General features: G+C 52.4%; 39 protein-coding genes. 32 read left to right on the top strand and 7 right to left on the bottom strand.

Going from position 1 to position 24763, the window contains the following annotated elements; all coding sequences use genetic code 11:
* The 5 genes from gspG to BMF08_RS03615 are packed head-to-tail and all read right to left on the bottom strand — an operon-like array spanning nucleotide 1 to nucleotide 5972.
* Nucleotides 1-444 (bottom strand): type II secretion system major pseudopilin GspG, encoded by a 444-nt coding sequence (gene gspG / locus BMF08_RS03635; protein ID WP_072571580.1) that lies wholly within the window; start codon nucleotides 442-444, stop codon nucleotides 1-3.
* An 11-nt stretch (nucleotides 445-455) separates the two neighbouring features.
* Complete coding sequence (gspF, locus tag BMF08_RS03630) at nucleotides 456-1667, bottom strand: type II secretion system inner membrane protein GspF (protein ID WP_072571579.1); 1212 nt, start codon at nucleotides 1665-1667, stop codon at nucleotides 456-458.
* Entirely contained in the window at nucleotides 1664-3163 is a 1500-nt protein-coding gene (gspE, locus tag BMF08_RS03625; RefSeq protein ID WP_072571578.1) for a type II secretion system ATPase GspE, read from the bottom strand. The genes gspF and gspE overlap by 4 nt, the downstream gene beginning before the upstream one ends.
* Before the next feature lie 12 nt (nucleotides 3164-3175).
* Nucleotides 3176-5179, bottom strand: coding sequence for a type II secretion system secretin GspD (gspD, locus tag BMF08_RS03620; protein WP_072571577.1), 2004 nt, complete (start codon nucleotides 5177-5179; stop codon nucleotides 3176-3178).
* On the bottom strand, nucleotides 5157-5972 hold the full coding sequence (locus BMF08_RS03615) for a type II secretion system protein N (protein WP_072571576.1): 816 nt from the start codon (nucleotides 5970-5972) through the stop codon (nucleotides 5157-5159). Before BMF08_RS03615 ends, gspD begins: the two co-directional genes overlap by 23 nt.
* Before the next feature lie 254 nt (nucleotides 5973-6226).
* Between BMF08_RS03615 and BMF08_RS03610 the strand changes: the two genes are divergently transcribed.
* From BMF08_RS03610 to BMF08_RS03455, 32 genes are all read left to right on the top strand, one after another.
* Nucleotides 6227-7612, top strand: coding sequence for a peptidoglycan-binding protein (locus tag BMF08_RS03610; protein ID WP_234007209.1), 1386 nt, complete (start codon nucleotides 6227-6229; stop codon nucleotides 7610-7612).
* On the top strand, nucleotides 7609-8055 hold the full coding sequence (locus BMF08_RS03605; protein WP_083581001.1) for a hypothetical protein: 447 nt from the start codon (nucleotides 7609-7611) through the stop codon (nucleotides 8053-8055). The genes BMF08_RS03610 and BMF08_RS03605 overlap by 4 nt, the downstream gene beginning before the upstream one ends.
* A 240-nt stretch (nucleotides 8056-8295) precedes the next feature.
* The gene (gene rpsJ / locus BMF08_RS03600; RefSeq protein ID WP_001181005.1) at nucleotides 8296-8607 is read left to right on the top strand and encodes a 30S ribosomal protein S10; all 312 of its coding nucleotides are present in this window, start codon (nucleotides 8296-8298) and stop codon (nucleotides 8605-8607) included.
* Between the two features lie 32 nt (nucleotides 8608-8639).
* A complete protein-coding gene (gene rplC / locus BMF08_RS03595; RefSeq protein WP_072571574.1) occupies nucleotides 8640-9269 on the top strand; it encodes a 50S ribosomal protein L3 in 630 nt (209 codons plus the stop codon).
* A 10-nt stretch (nucleotides 9270-9279) separates the two neighbouring features.
* Complete coding sequence (gene rplD, locus BMF08_RS03590) at nucleotides 9280-9885, top strand: 50S ribosomal protein L4 (RefSeq protein WP_072571573.1); 606 nt, start codon at nucleotides 9280-9282, stop codon at nucleotides 9883-9885.
* On the top strand, nucleotides 9882-10184 hold the full coding sequence (rplW, locus tag BMF08_RS03585; protein WP_072571572.1) for a 50S ribosomal protein L23: 303 nt from the start codon (nucleotides 9882-9884) through the stop codon (nucleotides 10182-10184). Before rplD ends, rplW begins: the two co-directional genes overlap by 4 nt.
* 17 nt (nucleotides 10185-10201) lie before the next feature.
* Nucleotides 10202-11023, top strand: coding sequence for a 50S ribosomal protein L2 (gene rplB, locus BMF08_RS03580; RefSeq protein ID WP_000301869.1), 822 nt, complete (start codon nucleotides 10202-10204; stop codon nucleotides 11021-11023).
* A 16-nt stretch (nucleotides 11024-11039) separates the two neighbouring features.
* On the top strand, nucleotides 11040-11318 hold the full coding sequence (gene rpsS / locus BMF08_RS03575) for a 30S ribosomal protein S19 (RefSeq protein WP_001138115.1): 279 nt from the start codon (nucleotides 11040-11042) through the stop codon (nucleotides 11316-11318).
* A gap of 13 nt (nucleotides 11319-11331) precedes the next feature.
* Nucleotides 11332-11664, top strand: a complete 333-nt coding sequence (gene rplV, locus BMF08_RS03570) for a 50S ribosomal protein L22 (protein ID WP_002919773.1) — start codon at nucleotides 11332-11334, stop codon at nucleotides 11662-11664.
* Nucleotides 11665-11681: 17 nt separating this feature from the next.
* Nucleotides 11682-12383: a 30S ribosomal protein S3 gene (gene rpsC / locus BMF08_RS03565; RefSeq protein WP_000529945.1), complete on the top strand. Its 702-nt coding sequence runs from the start codon at nucleotides 11682-11684 to the stop codon at nucleotides 12381-12383.
* Nucleotides 12384-12395: 12 nt separating this feature from the next.
* Nucleotides 12396-12806 (top strand): 50S ribosomal protein L16, encoded by a 411-nt coding sequence (rplP, locus tag BMF08_RS03560; RefSeq protein WP_015962145.1) that lies wholly within the window; start codon nucleotides 12396-12398, stop codon nucleotides 12804-12806.
* The gene (gene rpmC / locus BMF08_RS03555; RefSeq protein WP_000644742.1) at nucleotides 12806-12997 is read left to right on the top strand and encodes a 50S ribosomal protein L29; all 192 of its coding nucleotides are present in this window, start codon (nucleotides 12806-12808) and stop codon (nucleotides 12995-12997) included. Before rplP ends, rpmC begins: the two co-directional genes overlap by 1 nt.
* The gene (gene rpsQ, locus BMF08_RS03550; protein WP_017460070.1) at nucleotides 12997-13251 is read left to right on the top strand and encodes a 30S ribosomal protein S17; all 255 of its coding nucleotides are present in this window, start codon (nucleotides 12997-12999) and stop codon (nucleotides 13249-13251) included. Before rpmC ends, rpsQ begins: the two co-directional genes overlap by 1 nt.
* 163 nt (nucleotides 13252-13414) lie before the next feature.
* Nucleotides 13415-13786 (top strand): 50S ribosomal protein L14, encoded by a 372-nt coding sequence (gene rplN, locus BMF08_RS03545; protein ID WP_015960712.1) that lies wholly within the window; start codon nucleotides 13415-13417, stop codon nucleotides 13784-13786.
* A gap of 10 nt (nucleotides 13787-13796) precedes the next feature.
* Entirely contained in the window at nucleotides 13797-14111 is a 315-nt protein-coding gene (rplX, locus tag BMF08_RS03540; RefSeq protein WP_003031122.1) for a 50S ribosomal protein L24, read from the top strand.
* Between the two features lie 14 nt (nucleotides 14112-14125).
* Entirely contained in the window at nucleotides 14126-14665 is a 540-nt protein-coding gene (rplE, locus tag BMF08_RS03535; RefSeq protein ID WP_072571571.1) for a 50S ribosomal protein L5, read from the top strand.
* A gap of 14 nt (nucleotides 14666-14679) precedes the next feature.
* On the top strand, nucleotides 14680-14985 hold the full coding sequence (rpsN, locus tag BMF08_RS03530) for a 30S ribosomal protein S14 (RefSeq protein WP_039076814.1): 306 nt from the start codon (nucleotides 14680-14682) through the stop codon (nucleotides 14983-14985).
* A 33-nt stretch (nucleotides 14986-15018) separates the two neighbouring features.
* Nucleotides 15019-15411: a 30S ribosomal protein S8 gene (gene rpsH, locus BMF08_RS03525; protein WP_072571570.1), complete on the top strand. Its 393-nt coding sequence runs from the start codon at nucleotides 15019-15021 to the stop codon at nucleotides 15409-15411.
* A gap of 12 nt (nucleotides 15412-15423) precedes the next feature.
* Nucleotides 15424-15957 carry a 50S ribosomal protein L6 gene (gene rplF / locus BMF08_RS03520; RefSeq protein ID WP_072571569.1) on the top strand — a complete coding sequence of 178 codons (534 nt, stop codon included), beginning with the start codon at nucleotides 15424-15426 and terminating at the stop codon, nucleotides 15955-15957.
* Between the two features lie 9 nt (nucleotides 15958-15966).
* Nucleotides 15967-16320: a 50S ribosomal protein L18 gene (gene rplR / locus BMF08_RS03515; protein WP_000358960.1), complete on the top strand. Its 354-nt coding sequence runs from the start codon at nucleotides 15967-15969 to the stop codon at nucleotides 16318-16320.
* 14 nt (nucleotides 16321-16334) lie between these two features.
* Nucleotides 16335-16835, top strand: coding sequence for a 30S ribosomal protein S5 (gene rpsE, locus BMF08_RS03510; protein WP_002438697.1), 501 nt, complete (start codon nucleotides 16335-16337; stop codon nucleotides 16833-16835).
* Between the two features lie 6 nt (nucleotides 16836-16841).
* The gene (rpmD, locus tag BMF08_RS03505; RefSeq protein ID WP_001140434.1) at nucleotides 16842-17021 is read left to right on the top strand and encodes a 50S ribosomal protein L30; all 180 of its coding nucleotides are present in this window, start codon (nucleotides 16842-16844) and stop codon (nucleotides 17019-17021) included.
* A 3-nt stretch (nucleotides 17022-17024) separates the two neighbouring features.
* Entirely contained in the window at nucleotides 17025-17459 is a 435-nt protein-coding gene (rplO, locus tag BMF08_RS03500; RefSeq protein WP_072571568.1) for a 50S ribosomal protein L15, read from the top strand.
* A 7-nt stretch (nucleotides 17460-17466) separates the two neighbouring features.
* Nucleotides 17467-18798: a preprotein translocase subunit SecY gene (secY, locus tag BMF08_RS03495; RefSeq protein ID WP_072571567.1), complete on the top strand. Its 1332-nt coding sequence runs from the start codon at nucleotides 17467-17469 to the stop codon at nucleotides 18796-18798.
* 30 nt (nucleotides 18799-18828) lie between these two features.
* The gene (gene rpmJ, locus BMF08_RS03490; protein ID WP_000868187.1) at nucleotides 18829-18945 is read left to right on the top strand and encodes a 50S ribosomal protein L36; all 117 of its coding nucleotides are present in this window, start codon (nucleotides 18829-18831) and stop codon (nucleotides 18943-18945) included.
* Between the two features lie 146 nt (nucleotides 18946-19091).
* A complete protein-coding gene (gene rpsM / locus BMF08_RS03485; RefSeq protein ID WP_042396003.1) occupies nucleotides 19092-19448 on the top strand; it encodes a 30S ribosomal protein S13 in 357 nt (118 codons plus the stop codon).
* Between the two features lie 16 nt (nucleotides 19449-19464).
* The gene (gene rpsK / locus BMF08_RS03480; RefSeq protein WP_034899652.1) at nucleotides 19465-19854 is read left to right on the top strand and encodes a 30S ribosomal protein S11; all 390 of its coding nucleotides are present in this window, start codon (nucleotides 19465-19467) and stop codon (nucleotides 19852-19854) included.
* 31 nt (nucleotides 19855-19885) lie between these two features.
* On the top strand, nucleotides 19886-20506 hold the full coding sequence (gene rpsD / locus BMF08_RS03475; protein WP_002438686.1) for a 30S ribosomal protein S4: 621 nt from the start codon (nucleotides 19886-19888) through the stop codon (nucleotides 20504-20506).
* Between the two features lie 25 nt (nucleotides 20507-20531).
* Nucleotides 20532-21521 carry a DNA-directed RNA polymerase subunit alpha gene (locus BMF08_RS03470; RefSeq protein WP_002438685.1) on the top strand — a complete coding sequence of 330 codons (990 nt, stop codon included), beginning with the start codon at nucleotides 20532-20534 and terminating at the stop codon, nucleotides 21519-21521.
* Nucleotides 21522-21561: 40 nt separating this feature from the next.
* Nucleotides 21562-21948 carry a 50S ribosomal protein L17 gene (gene rplQ / locus BMF08_RS03465; protein ID WP_004106324.1) on the top strand — a complete coding sequence of 129 codons (387 nt, stop codon included), beginning with the start codon at nucleotides 21562-21564 and terminating at the stop codon, nucleotides 21946-21948.
* A gap of 162 nt (nucleotides 21949-22110) precedes the next feature.
* Nucleotides 22111-22542 (top strand): Zn(2+)-responsive transcriptional regulator, encoded by a 432-nt coding sequence (gene zntR, locus BMF08_RS03460; protein WP_072571566.1) that lies wholly within the window; start codon nucleotides 22111-22113, stop codon nucleotides 22540-22542.
* A gap of 50 nt (nucleotides 22543-22592) precedes the next feature.
* Complete coding sequence (locus BMF08_RS03455; RefSeq protein WP_072571565.1) at nucleotides 22593-22811, top strand: alternative ribosome-rescue factor A; 219 nt, start codon at nucleotides 22593-22595, stop codon at nucleotides 22809-22811.
* Here BMF08_RS03455 and mscL read toward each other — a convergent pair.
* Entirely contained in the window at nucleotides 22808-23227 is a 420-nt protein-coding gene (gene mscL / locus BMF08_RS03450; RefSeq protein WP_072571564.1) for a large-conductance mechanosensitive channel protein MscL, read from the bottom strand. The two genes, BMF08_RS03455 and mscL, sit on opposite strands and share 4 nt — an antisense overlap.
* 148 nt (nucleotides 23228-23375) lie before the next feature.
* Complete coding sequence (trkA, locus tag BMF08_RS03445; protein WP_072571563.1) at nucleotides 23376-24752, bottom strand: Trk system potassium transporter TrkA; 1377 nt, start codon at nucleotides 24750-24752, stop codon at nucleotides 23376-23378.
* Nucleotides 24753-24763 lie beyond the last annotated feature (11 nt).

The following is a 24763-nucleotide window of genomic DNA, read 5'->3' as shown; positions in this document are numbered from 1 at the left end:
TCAGGGCTTCGCTTTATCCATTTCCCAGTTATTAATGTCATCCTGGGTGCCCGCTTCACCGTCAACGCCCGCAGAGATAATGTCGTAATCCCCGTGCTCGCCAGGGCTGACCAGCAGATAATCATTTCCCCAGGGATCCTGCGGCAGGCGTTTGATATAGCCGGAGGTGTTGTAATTTTCCGGGATCGGCGAGCTGGTGGGCTTTTCAACCAGCGCTTTCAGCCCCTGAGCCGTTACCGGGTAGCGATGGTTGTCGAGCTTGTACATATCCAGCGCGTTTTCCAGCGCCACAATGTCGCTGATGGCTTTCTGCTTATCGGCGCGCTCTTTATTACCCATTAAGTTAGGCACCACCAGGCTTGCCAGCACGCCAAGAATAACGATAACTACCATCAGTTCGAGCAGGGTAAACCCCTGCTGCCGTTTCTGAGACTCTGTGTTCATATTGCTTTTCCTTAAGTCACTAATGAATTGAGTTGTAAGATTGGTTGCAACACCGAGACGATAATGAACAGTACAATCATCGCCATGGTGATAATCAGCCCTGGCTCAAACAGTGCCAGCGCCAGCGCGATGCGGTTTTGCAATAAGGTTTCCTGCTGTTCGGCGGCGCGGGCCATCAGCTCGCTGAGCTGGCCACTCTTCTCGCCGGAGGCGATCATATAGAGCATCATCGGCGGAAAGAGATCGCATTTATCCAGCGCCAGGTGAAAACCCGATCCCTGACGCACACGGTCGGCGGCGTCGCGCAGTCGGGCCTGGATCTCACGATTGTTAATGCCCTCTGCCGACAGACTCATACCTTCCAGCAGCGGCACGCCGCTGGTATGCAAAATGCTTAAGGTGTACAGATAACGGGCGCAGTGCACGGCGCGCAGTAGCCCCCGGCTGAGCCGGAAAGCCAGCAGCCAGCGGTCGAACTGATGACGTTTGCCGGGTCTGGTAAGCCAGTGGCGGAATAACAGCAGCGCGACCACCAGCGCCGCCAGCAAAAAGGGGCCAAAATCGCGAAGCGCATCGCTGATCGTAAGGAGTGCGCGCGTGGACAGCGGTAACTGCTGTTTCATATGCAGAAACTGCTCCACGACTTTAGGTACCACCGTGGTCAGCAAAATGGTCACCACGATCACCGCGACGCTGGTCAGCATGGTGGGATACACCAGCGCCTGGATGAGCTTACTGCGCATTTTTTGCCGCAGCTCGTTATAGTCCGCGAGTTTTTCCAGCACCGTGCCGAGCTGGCCGCTTTTTTCGCCGGCTTTGACCAGCGTGCGGTAAATGGTGTCGAAAATACGCGGCCAGGCGGCCAGCGCATCGGAAAGCGTGTGCCCGGCGAGAATATGCTCGCGCAGATCGGTCAGGATATGGTTGAGCTTGCTGTTCTGGTTCTGACGGCCAATAACGGCCAGCGCTTCCTCCAGCGGCAGGGAGGCGCTGGCGAGGGTGGCCAGCTGGCGGGTAAAAAGCGCCAGTTCGTTGCCGCTCAGCCGCAGCCGCGCGGTTTTTGTCGGGGGGGTAAACCATGACACCGACTTTTTTTCCCGCAGCGTCAACGGGTAAAGCCCCTGAGCGCGCAGCGTGTCACGGGCCTCTTTACTGCTGGCCGCGCTTAAAGTTCCATGGCGGGTCACGCCGCTGGCATCCATTGCCTGCCACTGAAATTTCATTGCAGTTCTTCCTGCGCTGAGGTGACGCGCATGACTTCTTCAATGGTCGTTTCACCGGCAAGGGCGCGCAGCAGACCGTTTTCCCGCAGGCTGCGGCTTTGCTGGCGCAGGCACTGCTCCAGCGCATGTTCGTCGGCATCACGATGAATAATGCTGCGCATATGCTTATCCACTACCATGATCTCGTGGATCGCCAGTCGCCCCTGGTAACCTGAACCCCGACAGTCGCTACAGCCCACCGCCTGCCAGCAATGGGTGGCATCCGGGGCGAGGGTACGCAACAGGGCTTTTAGCTCCCCGGGCAGGGCGGTTTGCGTGCGACAGGAAGGGCACAACCGGCGCACCAGACGCTGGGCAATCACGCCGGAGAGGGAGGACGACAGCAGAAACGGCTCCACGCCCATATCGCGCAGGCGCGTGATCGCCCCGCAGGCGCTGTTAGTGTGCAGCGTCGATAAGACCAGGTGGCCGGTCAGGGAGGCCTGCACCGCAATCTGCGCGGTTTCCATATCGCGGATCTCACCCACCATCACCACGTCCGGATCCTGACGCAGAATGGCGCGTAAGCCGCGGGCAAAAGACATGTCCACGCGGCTGTTCACCTGCGTCTGGCCGATGCCTTCCAGCTCGTATTCAATAGGATCTTCCACGGTCAGGATATTGCGCTGGGGGGAGTTCAGCTCAGAAAGCACCGCGTACAGCGTGGTGCTTTTACCCGAACCGGTCGGGCCGGTCACCAGGATGATGCCGTGCGGCTGCCGCACCAGAAAATGCAGGCGCTGCGCATCGCCGGCGGTCAGCCCCATCGTGTCCAGCGACAGCCGTAAATTGTTTTTATCCAGCAGGCGCAGCACGGCGCGCTCGCCGTACTGCGAGGGCAGCGTCGAGACACGCACATCGATATTTTTACGCCCGAGGCGCAGGGAGATGCGGCCGTCCTGCGGCAGGCGTTTTTCCGCAATATCCAGACGCGCCATCACTTTAATACGTGAAATCAGCAGCGGCGCGAGTTTTTTGCCCGGCTGCAACACCGGCTTCAGGATGCCGTCAACGCGAAAGCGCACCACCAGCGATTTCTCGAAGGTTTCGATATGAATATCCGACGCGCCTTCTTTTACCGCCTCGTGAAGAATGGCGTTGATCAGGCGGATCACCGGCGCGTCATTTTCATCGCTAAGCAAGTCCGCATTATCCGGCAGCTCTTCGCTCAGCGTCGCCAGATCGACATCCTGATCGAGATCTTCGGCAATCTGCCGCGAGTCCCCGGTGCCGTTGCGGAACAGCGGCTCCAGATAGTCCTCAAACTGTGCAGGCTCCAGACGCGTGAATCGGACACGGTCGGGCAGGGCGTAGCGGGCTTCCAGTAAGATTTCCAGCGGCGTATCGGTACGGCAGACCAGTTGATCGCCGGCCACTGCCACGCCCTGTTTTTGCACCTGCGCATAGCTCACCGGCAGCGGTTGTCCTGGCGGGATGCGTTTCCATAAATCAGCCATGTTGCGAACCCCCTATTCCCTGAAAGGATTGCGTGCTGACGGGCCGGGCGCGGGCGCCAGATCCTCATCCATCTCTTTCAGCATCGGGCGCTCGTCATCATCGACTTTGATCAACGCGCTGGTGGACTTATCGATACGCTGCTTTTGCATATCGCGGTAGCGGGTGTATTTGTCTTTCGACAGCGAACGGTACACCTCATCATCGCGAATAATGGTCGGGCGGATAAAGACCATCAGATTGCGTTTGGCGCTGTCGGTGGAGGTATAGCGGAACAGCTGGCCTATAAGCGGAATGTCCCCCAGCAGCGGCACCTTGGAGACCTGCTCTTTGGCGGACTCATCCAGCAGCCCACCCAGCACCACGGTTTCACCGCTTTTCACCAGCACGGCGTTTTGTATGGTGCGGGTATTGAACGTGGGGCCGAGGGAGCTGGCGTTACCGGATGAGCTGTCAACGCTGGACACCTCCTGCTCGATCTCCATCAGGACGGCGTCGCCTTCGTTGACCTGCGGTGTCACTTTCAGTTTAGTACCGACAGTTTTACGCTCAACGGTGTTAAAGACGTTATCGCCGGAGGTGGTTTGCGAGCCGGAAAGAACAGGGACATCCTGGCCTACGTTAAAGGACGCTTCTTTGTTATCGAGGGTGACGATACTGGGAGTGGCGAGAATATCGTTCTTGTTATCAGACGCCAGCGCGGTGAGCAGCACGCTCCAGTCGCCCTCGAAAAAGCCCGTCGCCAGCCCGTTAAAACTGCTCAGCGCGCTGGAGATAGCGTTATCGCTGCTCATGGAACCGCTTTCTTTAAACTGGCGCGCGCCCTGGGAAGCATCAAAAATTGGCAGCCCGGTCTGGGTAAATTGTTGACCGCCAACATTGTTATTCGCCCACTGCACGCCCAGGTTCAGCCCTTTGCCATCCTGTACTTCAACGATGATCGCCTCAACCAGCACCTGCGCGCGGCGAATGTCCAGCCGCGCGATCACCTTTTCCAGCTCCTGGAGGGTGCTTTGATCGGCGGTAATAACGATTGAGTTGGTCTGTTCATCGGCAGTAATGGAGACATCGCTGGGGCCCGATGACACGCTCTGCGGCGAGGACTGTTTGTCTTCAGACAGCTTTGCCGAGACGCCGGTCAGCACCTCGACAATTTTGCTGGCTTTTGCATACTGCAGATAGAAAACGCGAGTGTTGCCGAGGTTGGTCTGCTCAATATCCAGCTTGTAGACCAGGGATTTCAGACGCTGGCGCACGTTGTCTGGCCCGCTGATGAGCAGGGCGTTGGTACGTTTGTCGGCGACGACTTTCGGCAACAGGATCTGCGTCGGGTTTTCTTTTGATTCTTCGCGTAGCAGGTTGTTGATCACTTCCGAGAGATCGACCGCCGAGGCGTAACGCAGCTTCACCAGTTCCCGCTCCTGTGTGCCAATCACATCCACCCGCTTCACCACTTCAAGAATGCGGTTAACCATAGTGGCTTTGCCGGTCACCAGCAGCACGTTCGAGGGATCGTAATGCACCACGTTACCGATGCCGCCGCCCTCCATCATCTGGCGTAATAGCGGAGCAAGATCGCGCGCAGGCACGTTTTTTAACGATACCACGCGGGTGATAAACTCATCGCCCACTGCTGGCTGCGAGGACTCCTGCAGTACGCCGGGCGCGGTTTTAAGCGCAGCGGAACGCACCACCTTCAGCAAGCCGTTATCCAGCGTAACCACGGTATAACCGTAGATATCCAGTACGCTGAGGAAGAACTGGTAATACTCCGCCTCATTGAAGTTATCAAAGCTGCGGACCGAGATACTTCCCTGGACGGAGGGATCGACCAGAATGGTTTTGCCGATTTGCTTACTGACTGAAGAGATAAAATCCCTGATGTCGGCATTTTTGAAGTTTGCAGAGTACTGCGCCGCCACCGATGAAGGGGCACTGCAACAAAGTTGTAAGGCCAGCATCCATGCGGCAGTTCGTGTCATTCCCTTGAGCAATTTAGTTATCCTTATTATTGTCATCCGCGTCCGTTGACACGTTGACCAGTTCTTCCTGTCCATCGCGCAGCACGGTGAATTGCGCGGTGCGTAATGAGGCCAGCGCCTGAATGGCCGCTTCTGCGGAATCTTTGCGCGTCAGGCTGTAGCTGTTCATCTTAATCGCCAGATCCCCGGGCTTGAGTCCCGCCGTAAGGGATCCGGCGGCGTCGGTACGCATATTCAACCTGATGCCCTGTAAAGCGTCCTGCTGATAAACCAGATTGGTAATCAGGAGATCGCCGAGATAAACCGTGCCAGTTTCCGAAGCCGCTGACGATAACGATGTCGATAATGATAATTCGGGTGAATCATTCAAAATAAAATTTTGTGGCTCACCGTTATTATTAATGGTTACGCTGTTGCTGTCGATCGAGGAAATAAAGACGCCGGGAAGATCTTCTATATAATCACCAAAATTATATATTTCTGTTTTGTTATTCACCGTAATAATGGCCTGGGAGCGATTTCTTAAGGTGCTGGCGATGACACCATTAACAATGAGATTGAGCGGCGTGCTTTGGTGTTGTCTGGGGTTATCACTATTTTTCGGCAAGGCCTCGGTATTCTGCGGCATGTTCATTGGCAGGCTGAATGCGGCCATGCGCCGCGAAACGCCTGCGGGCTCATCTTGCGGAGTAAATTTACGGGACAATTGCGCGTAATCATACACGGAATAAATAATAAGTATCGCGGATAAGCAAACCAGCAGTCCGCATAATACGGTCTGTCTTTGTTGTTTAATAGCGCCAGCCAGTTGCTGAATTCTTGTATCCATGAGTCTGCGTACTTATCCTGAAGAAGCTGAATATGGTATAGTCTTTAAATATCGTATTCAACCTCATCATATTTAATGATGATTGTAGTGAAATAACTGTACGATTCTTCTTATATTCTGTGGTGATAATATTAACGGCTCTGATGGATGACCTTTTATAAATGAGCAGTACAGAACGTCTATCGACGTTATATCCTTTTTCAGGATATGAATTAATTAAAACCTTTATTGTTCAGGAGCTGCGGTCTGGCAGTGTGGGCCTGTTGTATGGTGCGCCCGGATGTGGAAAATCGACGCTGGCGCACCAACTCGCGGCGGGTTACCCCGGACACGCCTGCGTCTGGCGGGCTGGTGGCGAAGCGTACCGTTGCCGGATGATGCCCGCCGCGCCCGTTAATGCAGAGCCTGTTGCGATAACGCAGTTCTGGCAGCACGCGATGTCAGCGGTGCCGGAGGCCGACCAACCTGTACTGTTCATTATTGATAATGCGGATGTGCTGAGCCGTCACCTGCCGGTGCTGATACATGATTTCCGTCAGCTGGCAGCGTCCCGGCAGGCAGGCGTCAGCCTGCTGTTGGCAGGCAGCAAGGCGTTAATGCGTCACCGGAAAATCAAATCACAAATCGATTTTCCGATCGGCATGCCTCTGCCCGACAGTGACGAAACCCATGCATTTATGCTTCACCAGATGAATGAGGGGGAAGTGGTAAGTCTGCGCCGGGCGTTTACCGATCGGGCAGCAAACGCGGCGCGAGGCAACCTTGCACTGCTCAGCCGTATAGCCAGATCGGCATATCAGCTGGCGCTTGCAGGCCAGATGACCACGCTGACAGCGCGACAGGAAGGGCAATTACTGAATCTGCTGGCGCCGCAACGCAGCGCGGCACGCTGTGGCAGCCTGCTGGCGCTATACGCCGGGCTGGCATTCACCGTTGGCTGGCTGAGTGTCGATACGCTAAAACCGGCGCTTCCTGTTCCGGGCTGGATGATGATCCCCACAGAAGAAAAAGAGCCGGTCGTTGATATCACCGATAGCGGAACCCACATGCGCGACGCCATGCAACAGCTGTTCAGCACCTGGGGCTATGACGTCCTCCCTGAAGAGGCCTGGTGCGATCAGGCCGGACGCGCAGAACTTGCCTGCGAAAGTGGCAAAGCGAGCCTGAACGATCTGGCCGGGCGTGAGCTGCCGTGGATGGCGCAGTTACGCATAAATAAAGGATTACATGCGGTGGTGATGCGCATGTCGGACACTGAACTTGATCTGCTGATTGCCGGTAAGACGTGGACAGTGCGGCGCGACTGGTTTACAGCGCACTGGGACGGAAACTATGTGCTGATGGAAAAGCAGACGCCGGACGGAAAAATCACGGTTTCCGATAAAAGCTCGCCGGAAAGTATCGTCTGGCTGGATGCGTTACTCAGCCGGGCGCTCAACGTGCCGGTCGACAAGCAAGGTGAATGGACGCCAGCGCTCACCGAGAAAGTGAAGCTCTTCCAGCAACGGGAAAATCTCAGGCAGGATGGCAAACCGGGAAAACGCACGCTGATCCGTTTACAGCAAGCGCTGGGCGAGGCGCCGCAGCTTATTAATGAAAGTACGTCAGATACAGTAGCAATAAAGGAAAGCGCGAAATGATGCGGATCTTCAGGGCTTACCAGGCGCAAAATGGGGACAAAGGCGCCGTCACGCTGAAAGCAACACCAGACGAGCGCAGGCGCCATGGTCTGCGGGCAGGGGGCTGGGCACTATGGATCATCCTGATGCTGGCGTGCGGCTATTACGGGCACGTCATCGGGCAGCGGTTCTTACCTGAGATCTCAGACCGCGCTGCATATGAACCAGCCCGTAACTACTGGCTTTCCGATGTGCATTATGTGTTTAAAAAGAAACCGTTGCCTGCCCGCATTGAGATTGAAACCGATGAAGCAGAAGAAGAGGGGATAATGGCCGATGAACTGCTGTCCAGCGATGAGGATGCGGCTTTGGACGACGAGCGCGAGGACACCGCAAGCGACCATGACGCATTGCGGCTGCGCGTCCGGCAAGCGCTGAAAGAGGTGCAGGGTGAAGAACAGTGACGGGGCCGCGAATATCGTGCAATTTTGAAGCGTAAGACCTTGCATCCGGGCCATGTATAAGTATAATACGCCGGCTTGTCGTAATTGACGGCTGGTTCAATATGAACCCTGGCAGCGCTTTTGGCTACCAAACAATGTTCCCAATCGGGGAACTCTGTAAGAACGGTTACACTCTCCCATCAATCGTAATGGGTATGAGGAGTAGCTATTTGTCTATAAAATAATTGGAGCTCTGGTCTCATGCAGAACCAAAGAATCCGTATCCGTCTTAAAGCGTTTGATCATCGTCTGATCGATCAATCAACCGCGGAAATCGTCGAGACTGCCAAGCGCACTGGTGCGCAGGTCCGTGGTCCGATCCCGCTGCCGACCCGCAAAGAGCGCTTTACCGTTCTGATCTCTCCGCACGTTAACAAAGATGCGCGCGATCAGTACGAAATTCGCACTCACAAGCGTCTGGTTGACATCGTTGAGCCAACCGAGAAAACCGTTGATGCTCTGATGCGTCTGGACCTGGCTGCCGGTGTAGACGTGCAGATCAGCCTGGGTTAATCAGGTCATCGAGCGATTGAGAGGTTGATACAATGATTGGTTTAGTCGGTAAAAAAGTGGGTATGACCCGCATCTTCACTGAAGATGGCGTCTCTATCCCAGTAACCGTAATCGAAGTAGAAGCAAACCGCGTGACTCAGGTTAAAGACCTGGCTAACGACGGCTACCGTGCTGTTCAGGTAACCACCGGTGCTAAAAAAGCTAACCGCGTCACCAAGCCTGAAGCGGGTCACTTCGCTAAAGCTGGCGTAGAAGCTGGCCGTGGTCTGTGGGAATTCCGTCTTGCTGACGGTGAAGAATTCTCTGTAGGCCAGGACATTAGCGTTGAGCTGTTTGCTGAAGTTAAAAAAGTTGACGTAACCGGTACCTCTAAAGGTAAAGGTTTTGCTGGTACCGTTAAGCGCTGGAACTTCCGTACCCAGGACGCTACCCACGGTAACTCCTTGTCTCACCGCGTTCCGGGTTCTATCGGTCAGAACCAGACTCCGGGCAAAGTGTTCAAAGGCAAGAAAATGGCAGGTCAGCTGGGTAACGAACGTGTAACTGTTCAGAGCCTGGACGTAGTACGCGTTGACGCTGAGCGCAACCTGCTGCTGGTTAAAGGTGCTGTCCCGGGTGCAACCGGTAGCGACCTGATCGTTAAACCAGCTGTGAAGGCGTGAGGAGATAGCAATGGAATTAGTATTGAAAGACGCGCAGAGCGCGCTGACTGTTTCCGAAACTACCTTCGGTCGTGATTTCAACGAAGCGCTGGTACACCAGGTTGTAGTTGCTTACGCAGCTGGGGCTCGTCAGGGTACTCGTGCTCAGAAGACCCGTGCTGAAGTAACCGGTTCTGGTAAAAAACCGTGGCGTCAGAAAGGTACTGGCCGTGCGCGTTCTGGTTCTGTTAAGAGCCCGATCTGGCGTTCCGGTGGCGTAACCTTCGCTGCGCGTCCGCAGGACCACAGTCAAAAAGTTAACAAAAAGATGTACCGCGGCGCGCTGAAAAGCATTCTGTCCGAACTGGTACGTCAGGATCGTCTGATCGTTGTCGAGCAGTTCTCTGTAGAAGCGCCTAAAACTAAGCTGCTGGCTCAGAAACTGAAAGACATGGCTCTGGAAGATGTGCTGATCATCACCGGTGAGCTGGACGAGAACCTGTTCCTGGCCGCACGTAACCTGCACAAGGTTGACGTACGTGACGCAGCAGGTATCGACCCGGTTAGCCTGATCGCCTTCGACAAAGTCGTAATGACTGCTGATGCTGTTAAGCAAGTTGAGGAGATGCTGGCATGATTCGTGAAGAACGTCTGCTGAAGGTGCTTCGTGCGCCGCACGTTTCTGAAAAAGCGTCTACTGCGATGGAAAAAACCAATACCATCGTTCTCAAAGTTGGTAAAGACGCGACCAAAGCAGAAATCAAAGCTGCTGTGCAGAAACTGTTTGAAGTCGAAGTCGAAGTCGTTAACACCCTGGTAGTTAAAGGGAAAGTTAAACGTCACGGACAGCGTATCGGTCGTCGTAGCGACTGGAAAAAAGCTTACGTCACCCTGAAAGAAGGCCAGAACCTGGACTTCGTTGGCGGCGCTGAGTAAGTCGGAGGAGTAATACAATGGCAGTTGTTAAGTGTAAACCGACATCTCCGGGTCGTCGCCACGTTGTTAAAGTGGTTAACCCTGAGCTGCATAAGGGCAAACCTTTTGCTCCGCTGGTTGAAAAAAACAGCAAATCCGGTGGTCGTAACAACAATGGTCGCATCACCACTCGTCACATCGGTGGCGGCCATAAGCAGGCTTATCGTATTGTTGACTTCAAACGCAACAAAGACGGTATCCCGGCTGTTGTTGAACGTCTTGAGTACGATCCGAACCGCTCCGCGAACATCGCGCTGGTTCTGTACAAAGACGGCGAACGCCGTTACATCCTGGCCCCTAAAGGCCTGAAAGCTGGCGACCAGATTCAGTCTGGCGTTGATGCTGCTATCAAAGCGGGTAACACCCTGCCGATGCGCAATATCCCGGTTGGTTCTACCGTTCATAACGTAGAAATGAAACCAGGTAAAGGCGGTCAGCTGGCGCGTTCTGCTGGTACCTATGTTCAGATCGTTGCTCGTGATGGTGCTTATGTCACCCTGCGTCTGCGTTCTGGCGAAATGCGCAAAGTTGAAGCTGACTGCCGCGCAACTCTGGGCGAAGTTGGCAATGCTGAGCATATGCTGCGCGTTCTGGGTAAAGCAGGTGCTGCACGCTGGCGTGGTGTTCGTCCTACCGTTCGCGGTACGGCGATGAACCCGGTAGATCACCCACATGGTGGTGGTGAAGGTCGTAACTTTGGTAAGCACCCGGTAACTCCGTGGGGCGTTCAGACCAAAGGTAAGAAGACCCGCAGCAACAAGCGTACTGATAAATTTATCGTACGTCGCCGTAGCAAATAATATTAGAGGATAAGCCATGCCACGTTCTCTCAAGAAAGGTCCTTTTATTGACCTGCACTTGCTGAAGAAGGTAGAGAAAGCGGTGGAAAGCGGTGACAAGAAGCCCCTGCGCACTTGGTCCCGTCGTTCAACGATCTTTCCAAACATGATCGGTTTGACCATCGCTGTCCATAATGGTCGTCAGCACGTTCCGGTATTTGTTTCCGACGAAATGGTCGGTCACAAACTGGGTGAATTTGCACCGACACGTACTTATCGCGGTCACGCGGCTGATAAAAAAGCCAAGAAGAAATAAGTAGGAGGAAGAGATGGAAACTTTAGCTCAACATCGCCACGCTCGTTCTTCTGCTCAAAAGGTTCGCCTGGTGGCAGACCTGATCCGCGGTAAGAAAGTGTCGCAGGCCCTGGACATTTTGACCTACACCAACAAGAAAGCGGCTGTACTGGTCAAGAAGGTTCTGGAATCTGCCATTGCTAACGCTGAACACAACGATGGCGCTGACATTGACGATCTGAAAGTTGCGAAAATTTTCGTAGACGAAGGCCCAAGCATGAAGCGCATTATGCCGCGTGCGAAAGGTCGTGCAGATCGCATCCTGAAGCGCACCAGCCACATTACTGTGGTTGTGTCCGATCGCTGAGACTCTGGAGACTAGCAATGGGTCAGAAAGTACATCCTAATGGTATTCGCCTGGGTATTGTAAAACCATGGAACTCTACCTGGTTTGCGAACACCAAAGAATTCGCTGACAACCTGGACAGCGATTTTAAAGTTCGTCAGTACCTTACTAAGGAACTGGCGAAGGCGTCCGTATCTCGTATCGTTATCGAGCGTCCGGCTAAGAGCATCCGTGTGACTATTCACACTGCTCGCCCGGGTATCGTTATCGGTAAGAAAGGCGAAGACGTCGAAAAACTGCGTAAGGTCGTAGCGGATATCGCTGGCGTTCCTGCACAGATCAATATCGCCGAAGTCCGTAAACCGGAACTGGACGCTAAATTGGTTGCTGACAGCATCACTTCACAGCTGGAACGTCGCGTTATGTTCCGTCGTGCTATGAAGCGTGCTGTACAGAACGCAATGCGTCTGGGCGCTAAAGGTATCAAAGTTGAAGTTAGCGGCCGTCTGGGCGGCGCGGAAATCGCACGTACCGAATGGTACCGTGAAGGTCGCGTTCCGCTGCACACTCTGCGTGCTGACATCGACTACAACACCTCTGAAGCGCACACCACTTATGGTGTAATCGGCGTTAAAGTGTGGATCTTCAAAGGTGAGATCCTGGGTGGTATGGCTGCTGTTGAACAACCGGAAAAACCGGCTGCTCAACCTAAAAAGCAGCAGCGTAAAGGCCGGAAATAAGGAGCGTCGCTGATGTTACAACCAAAGCGTACAAAATTCCGTAAAGTGCACAAAGGCCGCAACCGTGGTCTGGCGCAGGGTACGGATGTTAGCTTCGGCACTTTCGGTCTGAAAGCTGTTGGCCGTGGTCGTCTGACTGCACGTCAGATCGAAGCAGCACGTCGTGCTATGACCCGTGCAGTTAAGCGTCAAGGTAAGATCTGGATCCGTGTATTCCCGGACAAACCGATCACCGAAAAGCCGCTCGAAGTGCGTATGGGTAAAGGTAAAGGTAACGTGGAGTATTGGGTTGCCTTGATTCAGCCAGGTAAAGTCCTGTACGAAATGGACGGTGTGTCTGAAGAGCTGGCCCGTGAAGCATTCAAGCTGGCAGCAGCGAAACTGCCGATTAAAACCACCTTTGTAACTAAGACGGTGATGTAATGAAAGCAAAAGAGCTGCGTGAGAAGAGTGTTGAAGAGCTGAACACCGAGCTGCTGAACCTGCTGCGTGAGCAGTTCAACCTGCGTATGCAGGCAGCCAGTGGCCAGCTGCAACAGTCTCACCTGTTGAAGCAAGTGCGTCGTGATGTCGCACGCGTTAAGACTTTACTGACTGAGAAGGCGGGTGCGTAATGACCGATAAAATCCGTACTCTGCAAGGTCGCGTTGTTAGCGATAAAATGGAGAAATCCATCGTTGTTGCTATCGAACGTTTTGTGAAACACCCGATCTACGGTAAATTCATCAAGCGTACGACCAAACTGCACGTACATGACGAGAACAACGAATGCGGTACTGGTGACGTGGTTGAAATCCGCGAATGCCGTCCGCTGTCCAAGACTAAGTCCTGGACGCTGGTTCGCGTTGTAGAGAAAGCGATTCTGTAATACAGTACGCGTTCTCAACGATAAACGGTCCAGAAATGGGCCGTTTATTTTTTCTACCCATATCTAAGAAGCGGTGTTATAATGCCGCGCCCCCGATATGGGGCTTTTTAACGACCCGAGATTTGGGTCCCAAAGTAGTAGTTGACATTAGCGGAGCACTGAAATGATCCAAGAACAGACTATGCTGACCGTCGCCGACAACTCCGGTGCACGTCGCGTAATGTGTATCAAGGTTCTGGGTGGCTCGCACCGTCGCTACGCAGGCGTAGGCGACATCATCAAGATCACCATCAAAGAAGCAATTCCGCGTGGTAAGGTCAAAAAAGGTGATGTGCTGAAGGCGGTAGTGGTGCGCACCAGGAAGGGTGTTCGTCGCCCGGACGGTTCTGTCATTCGCTTCGATGGTAATGCATGCGTTATTTTAAACAATAACAGTGAGCAGCCTATCGGTACGCGTATTTTTGGGCCGGTAACTCGTGAACTTCGTACTGAAAAGTTCATGAAAATTATCTCTCTGGCACCAGAAGTACTCTAAGGAGCGAATCATGGCAGCTAAAATCCGTCGTGATGACGAAGTTATCGTGTTAACCGGTAAAGATAAAGGTAAGCGCGGTAAAGTAAAAAATGTCCTGTCTTCCGGCAAGGTCATCGTTGAAGGTATCAACCTGGTTAAGAAACACCAGAAGCCGGTTCCGGCTCTGAACCAACCAGGCGGCATCGTAGAGAAAGAAGCAGCTATTCAGATCTCTAACCTTGCTATCTTCAATGCGGCAACCGGCAAGGCTGACCGTGTAGGCTTTAGATTCGAAGACGGCAAAAAAGTCCGTTTCTTCAAGTCTAACAGCGAAACTATCAAGTAATTTGGAGTAGTACGATGGCGAAACTGCATGATTACTACAAAGACGAAGTAGTTAAAAAACTCATGACTGAGTTTAGCTACAATTCTGTCATGCAAGTCCCTCGGGTCGAGAAGATCACCCTGAACATGGGTGTTGGTGAAGCGATCGCTGACAAGAAACTGCTGGATAACGCAGCAGCTGACCTGGCAGCAATCTCCGGTCAAAAACCGTTTATCACCAAAGCACGCAAATCTGTTGCAGGCTTCAAAATCCGTCAGGGCTATCCGATCGGCTGTAAAGTAACTCTGCGTGGCGAACGCATGTGGGAGTTCTTTGAGCGCCTGATCACTATTGCTGTACCGCGTATCCGTGACTTCCGTGGCTTGTCCGCTAAGTCTTTCGACGGTCGTGGTAACTACAGCATGGGTGTCCGTGAGCAGATCATCTTCCCAGAAATCGATTACGACAAAGTCGATCGCGTCCGTGGTTTGGATATTACCATTACCACTACTGCGAAATCTGATGAAGAAGGCCGTGCTCTGCTGGCTGCCTTTGACTTCCCGTTCCGCAAGTAAGGTAGGGTTACTGAATGGCTAAGCAATCAATGAAAGCACGCGAAGTAAAACGCGTAGCTTTAGCTGATAAATTCTTCGCTAAACGCGCTGAACTGAAAGCTATCATCTCTGATGTGAACGCAACCGACGAAGATCGTTGGAATGCAGTTCTGAAGCTGCAGACTCTGCCGCGTGATTCCAGCCCGTCTCGTCAGCGTAACCGCTGCCGTCAAACTGGTCGTCCGCACGCTTTCCTGCGGAAGTTCGGGTTGAGCCGTATTAAGGTCCGTGAAGCCGCTATGCGCGGTGAAATTCCGGGTCTGAAAAAGGCTAGCTGGTAATTGTCACCAATTGAATCACGGGAGTAAAGACAGATGAGCATGCAAGATCCGATCGCGGATATGCTGACCCGTATCCGTAACGGTCAGGCCGCGAACAAAGTTGCGGTCACCATGCCTTCCTCCAAGCTGAAAGTGGCAATCGCCAACGTGCTGAAGGAAGAAGGTTTTATTGAAGAATTTAAAGTTGAAGGCGACACCAAGCCGGAACTGGAACTGACTCTTAAGTATTTCCAGGGTAAAGCTGTTGTAGAAAGCATTCAGCGTGTCAGCCGCCCAGGTCTGCGCATCTATAAGAAAAAAGATGAGCTGCCGAAGGTTATGGCCGGCATGGGTATCGCAGTTGTTTCTACCTCTAAAGGTGTTATGACTGATCGTGCAGCGCGCCAGGCTGGTCTTGGTGGCGAAATTATCTGCTACGTAGCCTAATCGGAGGAAAAAATGTCTCGTGTTGCTAAAGCACCGGTCGTTGTTCCTGCCGGCGTTGATGTAAAAATCAACGGTCAGGTTATTACGATCAAAGGTAAAAACGGCGAGCTGACTCGTACTCTCAACGATGCTGTTGAAGTGAATCATGCAGATAATGCTCTGACCTTCGGTCCGCGTGCTGGTTTCGTGGATGGATGGGCTCAGGCTGGTACCGCGCGTGCCCTGCTGAACTCAATGGTTATCGGTGTTACCGAAGGCTTCACTAAGAAGCTGCAGCTGGTTGGTGTAGGTTATCGCGCAGCGGTTAAAGGCAATGCAGTAAACCTGTCTCTGGGTTTCTCGCATCCTGTAGACCATCAGCTGCCAGCGGGGATCACCGCAGAATGTCCGACTCAGACTGAAATCGTGCTGAAAGGCGCTGATAAACAGCTGATCGGTCAGGTTGCAGCGGATCTGCGCGCCTACCGTCGTCCTGAGCCTTATAAAGGCAAGGGTGTTCGTTACGCCGACGAAGTCGTGCGTACCAAAGAGGCTAAGAAGAAGTAAGGTAACACTATGGATAAGAAATCTGCTCGTATCCGTCGTGCGACCCGCGCACGCCGCAAGCTCCAGGAGCTGGGTGCAACTCGCCTGGTGGTACATCGTACCCCGCGTCATATTTACGCACAGGTAATTGCACCGAACGGTTCTGAAGTTCTGGTAGCTGCTTCTACTGTAGAAAAAGCTATCGCTGAACAATTGAAGTACACCGGTAACAAAGACGCTGCTGCAGCTGTGGGTAAAGCTGTTGCCGAACGCGCTCTGGAAAAAGGCATCAAAGATGTTTCCTTTGACCGTTCCGGGTTCCAATATCATGGTCGTGTCCAGGCACTGGCAGATGCTGCCCGTGAAGCTGGCCTTCAGTTCTAAGGTAGAGGTGTAAGATGGCTCACATCGAAAAACAGGCTGGCGAACTGCAGGAAAAGCTGATCGCGGTTAACCGCGTATCTAAAACCGTTAAAGGTGGTCGTATTTTCTCCTTCACAGCTCTGACTGTTGTTGGCGATGGTAACGGTCGCGTTGGTTTTGGTTACGGTAAAGCGCGTGAAGTTCCAGCAGCGATCCAGAAAGCGATGGAAAAAGCCCGTCGCAATATGATTAACGTCGCGCTGAACCACGGCACCCTGCAGCACCCGGTTAAAGGTGTTCACACGGGTTCTCGTGTATTCATGCAGCCGGCTTCAGAAGGTACCGGTATTATTGCCGGTGGTGCAATGCGCGCCGTTCTGGAAGTCGCTGGAGTTCATAACGTTCTGGCTAAAGCATATGGTTCCACCAACCCGATCAACGTGGTTCGTGCAACTATTGATGGCCTGGAAAATATGAATTCTCCAGAAATGGTCGCTGCCAAGCGTGGTAAATCCGTTGAAGAAATTCTGGGGTAATTGACCATGGCAAAGACTATTAAAATCACTCAAACCCGCAGTGCAATCGGTCGTCTGCCGAAACACAAGGCAACGCTGCTTGGCCTGGGTCTGCGTCGTATTGGTCATACCGTTGAGCGCGAGGATACTCCCGCTGTTCGTGGTATGGTCAACGCGGTTTCCTTCATGGTTAAAGTTGAGGAGTAAGAGATGCGTTTAAATACTCTGTCTCCGGCCGAAGGCTCTAAGAAGGCGGGTAAACGCCTTGGTCGTGGTATCGGTTCTGGCCTCGGTAAAACCGGCGGTCGTGGTCACAAAGGTCAGAACTCTCGTTCTGGTGGTGGCGTACGTCGTGGTTTCGAGGGTGGTCAGATGCCTCTGTACCGTCGTCTGCCGAAGTTCGGCTTCACTTCTCGTAAAGCGATGATCACGGCAGAAGTTCGTCTGTCCGATCTGGCTAAAGTAGAAGGCGGCGTTGTAGACCTGAATACGCTGAAAGCAGCAAACATTATCGGTATCCAGATCGAGTTCGCGAAAGTGATCCTGGCTGGTGAAGTTTCAACTCCGGTAACTGTTCGTGGCCTGCGTGTTTCTAAGGGCGCTCGTGCTGCTATCGAAGCTGCTGGCGGTAAAATCGAGGAATAAGTAGCAGATGGCTAAACAACCGGGATTAGATTTTCAAAGTGCCAAAGGTGGCTTAGGCGAGCTGAAACGCAGACTGCTGTTTGTAATCGGCGCGCTGATTGTGTTCCGCATTGGCTCTTTCATTCCGATCCCTGGTATTGATGCCACTGTACTTGCCAAACTGCTTGAACAACAGCGAGGCACCATCATTGAAATGTTTAACATGTTCTCTGGTGGTGCACTCAGCCGTGCTTCAATCTTTGCTCTGGGTATCATGCCGTATATTTCGGCGTCGATTATTATCCAGCTGTTGACGGTCGTTCACCCGACCCTCGCAGAAATGAAGAAAGAAGGGGAGTCTGGTCGTCGTAAGATCAGCCAGTACACCCGCTACGGTACTCTGGTGTTGGCGATATTCCAGTCGATCGGTATTGCTACCGGTCTGCCGAATATGCCTGGTATGCAAGGTCTGGTAATCAATCCAGGCTTTGCATTCTATTTCGCTGCTGTTGTAAGTCTGGTCACAGGAACCATGTTCCTGATGTGGCTCGGCGAACAGATCACTGAACGCGGTATCGGTAACGGTATCTCAATCATTATCTTCGCTGGTATCGTTGCGGGACTCCCGCCAGCCATTGCCCATACGATCGAGCAAGCGCGTCAAGGCGACCTGCACTTCCTCCTGTTGCTGTTGGTTGCAGTATTAGTATTTGCAGTGACGTTCTTTGTTGTTTTCGTTGAACGTGGTCAACGCCGCATTGTGGTAAACTACGCGAAACGTCAGCAGGGTCGTCGTGTCTATGCTGCACAGAGCACACATTTACCGTTGAAAGTGAATATGGCAGGGGTTATCCCGGCAATCTTCGCTTCCAGCATTATTCTGTTCCCGGCGACCATCGCGTCATGGTTCGGGGGCGGTACCGGTTGGAACTGGCTGACAACAATTTCGCTGTATTTGCAGCCAGGGCAACCGCTTTATGTGTTACTCTATGCGTCTGCAATCATCTTCTTCTGTTTCTTCTATACGGCGTTGGTTTTCAACCCGCGAGAAACAGCAGATAACCTGAAGAAGTCCGGTGCATTTGTACCAGGAATTCGTCCGGGAGAGCAAACGGCGAAGTATATCGATAAAGTAATGACACGTCTGACCCTGGTCGGCGCGCTCTATATTACTTTTATCTGCCTGATCCCGGAGTTCATGCGTGACGCAATGAAAGTACCGTTCTACTTTGGTGGGACCTCACTGCTTATCGTTGTTGTTGTGATTATGGACTTTATGGCTCAAGTGCAAACTCTGATGATGTCCAGTCAGTACGAGTCTGCATTGAAGAAGGCGAACCTTAAAGGCTATGGCCGCTAAAGGTCGCTCGAGAAGTTACGGAGAGTAAAAATGAAAGTTCGTGCTTCCGTCAAGAAATTATGCCGTAACTGCAAAATCGTTAAGCGTGATGGCGTCATCCGCGTGATTTGCAGTGCCGAGCCGAAGCATAAACAGCGCCAAGGCTGATTAATTCGCATATTTTTCTTGCAAAGTTGGGTTGAGCTGGCTAGATTAGCCAGCCAATCTTTTGTATGTCTGTGCGTATCCATTTGAGTATCCTGAAAACGGGCTTTTCAGCATGGTGCGTACATATTAAATAGTAGGAGTGCATAGTGGCCCGTATAGCAGGCATTAACATTCCTGATCAAAAACACGCTGTGATCGCGTTAACCTCGATCTACGGTGTCGGCAAGACCCGTTCTAAAGCCATTCTGGCTTCTGCGGGTATCGCTGAAGATGTTAAGATCAGTGAGCTGTCTGAAGAACAAATCGACACGCTGCGTGACGAAGTTGCCAAATTTGTCGTTGAAGGTGATCTGCGCCGTGAAGTTAGCATGAGCATCAAGCGCCTGATGGATCTTGGTTGCTACCGCGGTTTGCGTCATCGTCGTGGTCTGCCTGTGCGCGGTCAGCGTACTAAGACCAACGCACGTACCCGTAAGGGTCCGCGCAAACCGATCAAGAAATAATCGGGGTGATTGAATAATGGCAAAGGCACCAGTTCGTGCACGTAAGCGTGTAAGAAAACAAGTCTCTGACGGCGTGGCTCATGTCCATGCTTCTTTCAACAACACAATCGTTACTATTACTGATCGTCAGGGTAACGCTTTGGGTTGGGCAACAGCCGGTGGTTCCGGTTTCCGTGGTTCTCGCAAATCCACTCCGTTTGCAGCTCAGGTTGCAGCTGAGCGTTGCGCTGACGCCGTGAAAGAATACGGTATCAAGAATCTGGAAGTTATGGTCAAGGGACCGGGTCCGGGTCGCGAATCTACCATTCGTGCTCTGAACGCCGCTGGTTTCCGCATCACTAATATTACTGATGTGACTCCGATCCCTCACAACGGTTGTCGTCCGCCGAAAAAACGTCGCGTATAACGCTCGTTTTTAGGAATGTTGGAGAAAGAAAATGGCAAGATATTTGGGTCCTAAGCTCAAGCTGAGCCGTCGCGAGGGCACAGACCTGTTCCTGAAGTCTGGCGTTCGCGCGATTGATACCAAGTGTAAGATTGAACAAGCTCCTGGCCAGCACGGTGCGCGTAAACCGCGTCTGTCTGACTATGGTGTACAGTTGCGTGAAAAGCAAAAAGTTCGCCGTATCTACGGTGTGCTTGAGCGTCAGTTCCGTAACTACTATAAAGAAGCAGCACGTCTGAAAGGCAACACCGGTGAAAACCTGTTGGCTCTGCTGGAAGGTCGTCTGGACAACGTTGTATACCGTATGGGCTTCGGCGCCACTCGTGCTGAAGCACGTCAGCTGGTTAGCCACAAGGCTATCATGGTAAACGGTCGTGTTGTTAACATCGCTTCTTATCAGGTTAGCCCGAATGATGTGGTTAGTATCCGTGAGAAAGCGAAAAAGCAATCTCGCGTGAAAGCCGCTCTGGAGCTGGCTGAGCAGCGTGAAAAGCCAACCTGGCTGGAAGTTGATGGTGGCAAGATGGAAGGTACGTTTAAGCGTAAGCCTGAGCGTTCTGATCTGTCTGCGGACATTAACGAACACCTGATCGTCGAGCTTTACTCCAAGTAAAGCTTAGTACCAAAGAGAGGACACAATGCAGGGTTCTGTGACAGAGTTTCTAAAACCGCGCCTGGTAGATATCGAGCAAGTGAGTTCGACGCACGCCAAGGTGACCCTTGAGCCTTTAGAGCGTGGCTTTGGCCATACTCTGGGTAACGCACTGCGCCGTATTCTGCTCTCATCGATGCCGGGTTGCGCGGTGACCGAAGTTGAGATTGATGGTGTACTTCATGAGTACAGCACCAAAGAGGGTGTTCAGGAGGATATCCTGGAAATCCTGCTCAACCTGAAAGGGCTGGCGGTGAGAGTTCAAGGTAAAGATGAAGTTATTCTTACCCTGAATAAATCTGGCATTGGCCCTGTGACTGCAGCCGACATTACCCATGATGGTGATGTCGAAATCGTCAAGCCGCAGCACGTGATCTGCCACCTGACCGATGAGAACGCGTCTATTAGCATGCGTATCAAAGTTCAGCGCGGTCGTGGTTATGTGCCGGCTTCTGCCCGAATTCATTCGGAAGAAGATGAGCGCCCAATCGGCCGTCTGCTGGTCGACGCATGTTACAGCCCTGTAGAGCGTATTGCCTACAATGTTGAAGCAGCGCGTGTAGAACAGCGTACCGACCTGGACAAGCTGGTCATCGAAATGGAAACCAACGGCACAATCGATCCTGAAGAGGCGATTCGTCGTGCGGCAACCATCCTGGCAGAACAACTGGAAGCTTTCGTTGACTTACGTGATGTACGTCAGCCGGAAGTGAAAGAAGAGAAACCAGAATTCGATCCGATCCTGCTGCGCCCTGTTGACGATCTGGAATTGACTGTCCGCTCTGCTAACTGCCTCAAAGCAGAAGCTATCCACTATATCGGTGATCTGGTACAGCGTACCGAGGTTGAGCTGCTTAAAACGCCTAACCTTGGTAAAAAATCTCTTACTGAGATTAAAGACGTGCTGGCTTCCCGTGGTTTGTCTCTGGGCATGCGCCTGGAAAACTGGCCACCGGCAAGCATCGCTGACGAGTAACCGGATCACAGGTTAAGGTTTTACTGAGAAGGATAAGGTCATGCGCCATCGTAAGAGTGGTCGTCAACTGAACCGCAACAGCAGCCATCGCCAGGCTATGTTCCGCAACATGGCAGGTTCACTGGTTCGTCATGAGATCATCAAGACGACCCTGCCTAAAGCGAAAGAGCTGCGTCGCGTAGTTGAGCCGCTGATTACTCTTGCCAAGACTGATAGCGTAGCTAATCGTCGTCTGGCATTCGCCCGTACTCGTGATAACGAGATCGTGGCAAAACTGTTTAACGAGCTGGGCCCGCGTTTTGCGAGCCGCGCCGGTGGTTACACTCGCATTATGAAGTGTGGCTTCCGTGCAGGCGACAACGCGCCGATGGCATACATCGAGCTGGTTGATCGCTCTGAATCGAAAGCAGAAGCTGCTGCAGAGTAATCTGCAGTAATATAGAAAAACCCGCTTCGGCGGGTTTTTTTATTTCCGTCCCGCCCCCTTAATCACCCCTCCCTTTAATGCCTTCACAAATGCCTTTATGATTTTATTCGTTACCCTGTGCGGGTATGCTTAAAATTTGCCATAACTGCATGAGGAGCTCTTATGTATCGCATTGGAGAACTGGCCAGACTGGCTGAGGTGACCCCTGATACCATCCGTTATTATGAAAAGCAGCAAATGATGGATCACGAAGTGCGCACCCAGGGCGGTTTTCGCCTTTATACCGATAACGATCTTCAGCGTCTGAAGTTTATACGTCATGCCCGGCAACTGGGATTCACCCTGGAGTCGATTCGGGAGCTTTTGTCGATACGCGTTGATCCTGAGCACCACACCTGCCAGGAATCAAAAAGTATCGTACAAGCCAGGCTAAGCGAAGTTGAAGAGCGGATAGAAGAGTTACAAACTATGCGGCGCTCTTTGCAGCGACTAAACGATGCCTGCTGCGGTACTGCCCATAGCAGCATCTATTGTTCGATCCTTGAAGCCCTGGAGCAGGGAAGTGGCAGTAAAACTGAGGCAGTTGATCTTTAGCAAAGTCAGATCTACACTCGCCACGTTTTATATAACATTCCGGAGAAAATATGAGTCGCTATCAGCACCAGAAAGGGCAGATTAACGATAACGCCCTGGAAGCATTACTCCATGATCCGCTGTTTCGTCAGCGTATTGAGAAAAACAAGAAAGGCAAAGGCAGTTATCTGCGAAAAGCGAAACATGCAAAACGGAGTGGTCAGGAGGCCAGTGGCAAGAGAGTGAAGCACTTTTTTGCCACTGGCCTTCTTGTTTCCGTCGTCTGTTAAAGACCGGGACGGCTGTTTTGCTCTTTCAGTAAATCACGGATTTCCGTTAACAGTACTTCTTCTTTGGAAGGCGCAGGCGGTGCTTTTGGCTCTTCCTCTTTCTTCCGATGAAGTCTATTGATCAGTTTGATCGCCAGGAAAATAGCGAACGCCACGATCAGAAAATCAAAAATATTCTGAATAAACACGCCGTAATGCATCACTACCGCAGGAATATCGCCCTGCGCTTCACGTAGCGTAAATGCAAACTGTTTAAAATCAATCCCGCCAATCAACAGGCCCAGGGGTGGCATGATGATGTCAGCCACCAGAGAAGAGACAATTTTACCGAATGCCGCACCAATGATGACACCCACTGCCAGGTCGATTACATTCCCGCGCATCGCAAACGCGCGAAACTCTTTTAACATGCTCATTTTATTCTCCTTATCACCGCAGACCCACCTAAGTCTAACAAAGCTCACTTTATTTTCCATGTAAGCAGGACAATTGAGTTAAATTACTAATCCTTTGTAAATGAAGGGATTAAATAAAAAAGGCGCTATTTTTAGCGCCTTTAAAAGATTACAGGAAGAAGGGACTGGGCTGGAATAGTCTTTCAACGTCAGAAATAAACTTCTTATCTGTCAGGAACATAATAACGTGATCGCCCTGCTCAATGCGTAAATTGTCATTAGCGATCATGACATCATTGCCGCGCACGACCGCGCCAATAATGGTACCGGGAGGAAGTTTAATATCATCGATCACTCTGCCCACCACGCGAGATGTACTTTCGTCACCGTGCGCCACGGCTTCAATGGCTTCAGCCACGCCGCGACGTAGTGAGGAGACGCCGACAATATCGGCTTTACGGACGTGACTGAGCAGGGCAGAGATAGTGGCTTCCTGCGGTGAGATCGCAATGTCGATCACACTACCCTGTACCAGATCCACATAGGCGCGGCGCTGGATCAATACCATCACTTTTTTCGCCCCCATGCGTTTTGCCAGCATGGCAGACATGATATTTGCTTCATCATCGTTGGTGACGGCAATAAAGAGATCCACCTGATCGATATGCTCTTCCGCCAGCAACTCCTGATCCGACGCATCACCATAGAAGACGATGGTGTTTTGCAGCTTTTCCGCCAGCTCAGCGGCGCGCTTTTGATCGCGCTCGATCAGTTTCACGCTGTAGTCTTTTTCCAGCTGACGCGCGAGACCCGCCCCCACATTGCCACCACCAACCAGCATGATGCGTTTGTAAGGCTTTTCAAGACGCTGAAGCTCACTCATTACCGCGCGTATATGCTGCGAAGCGGCGATAAAGAAGACCTCATCACCTGCTTCAACGATGGTTGATCCCTGCGGCCTGATAGGACGGTCATGACGAAAAATTGCCGCGACACGCGTATCGATATGCGGCATGTGTTCGCGCATGGTGGACAACGCATTGCCGACCAGCGGCCCGCCATAATAAGCTTTCACCACCGCCAGGCTGACCTTGCCTTCGGCAAAATTCACGACCTGCAACGCACCCGGATATTCGATCAGACGGTGAATGCTGTCGATGACCAGTTGCTCAGGAGCAATCAGGTGATCGATAGGAACCGCCTCGGTGTGAAAGAGCTTATCTGCATCGCGGATATAATCAGGTGAACGAATACGCGCGATGCGGTTAGGCGTATTGAAGAGGGAATAAGCGACCTGGCAGGCAACCATGTTGGTTTCATCAGAGCTGGTCACAGCGACGAGCATATCGGCATCATCGGCCCCTGCTTCTCGCAGAACACGCGGATGTGAGCCATGACCCTGTACCACGCGCAGATCAAACTTGTCCTGCAGGTTATGCAGCCTGTCACCGTTAATATCAACAATAGTAATATCGTTGTTCTCACCGACCAGGTTTTCTGCCAGCGTGCCGCCAACCTGTCCGGCACCCAGAATGATAATCTTCATCAGTTGCGGCC

The sequence above is a fragment of the Enterobacter sp. SA187 genome, from assembly GCF_001888805.2.
Lineage (GTDB): Bacteria > Pseudomonadota > Gammaproteobacteria > Enterobacterales > Enterobacteriaceae > Enterobacter_D.
Note: the sequence above shows the minus strand (reverse complement) of the source record. Positions and strands in the feature narration are given on the sequence as shown.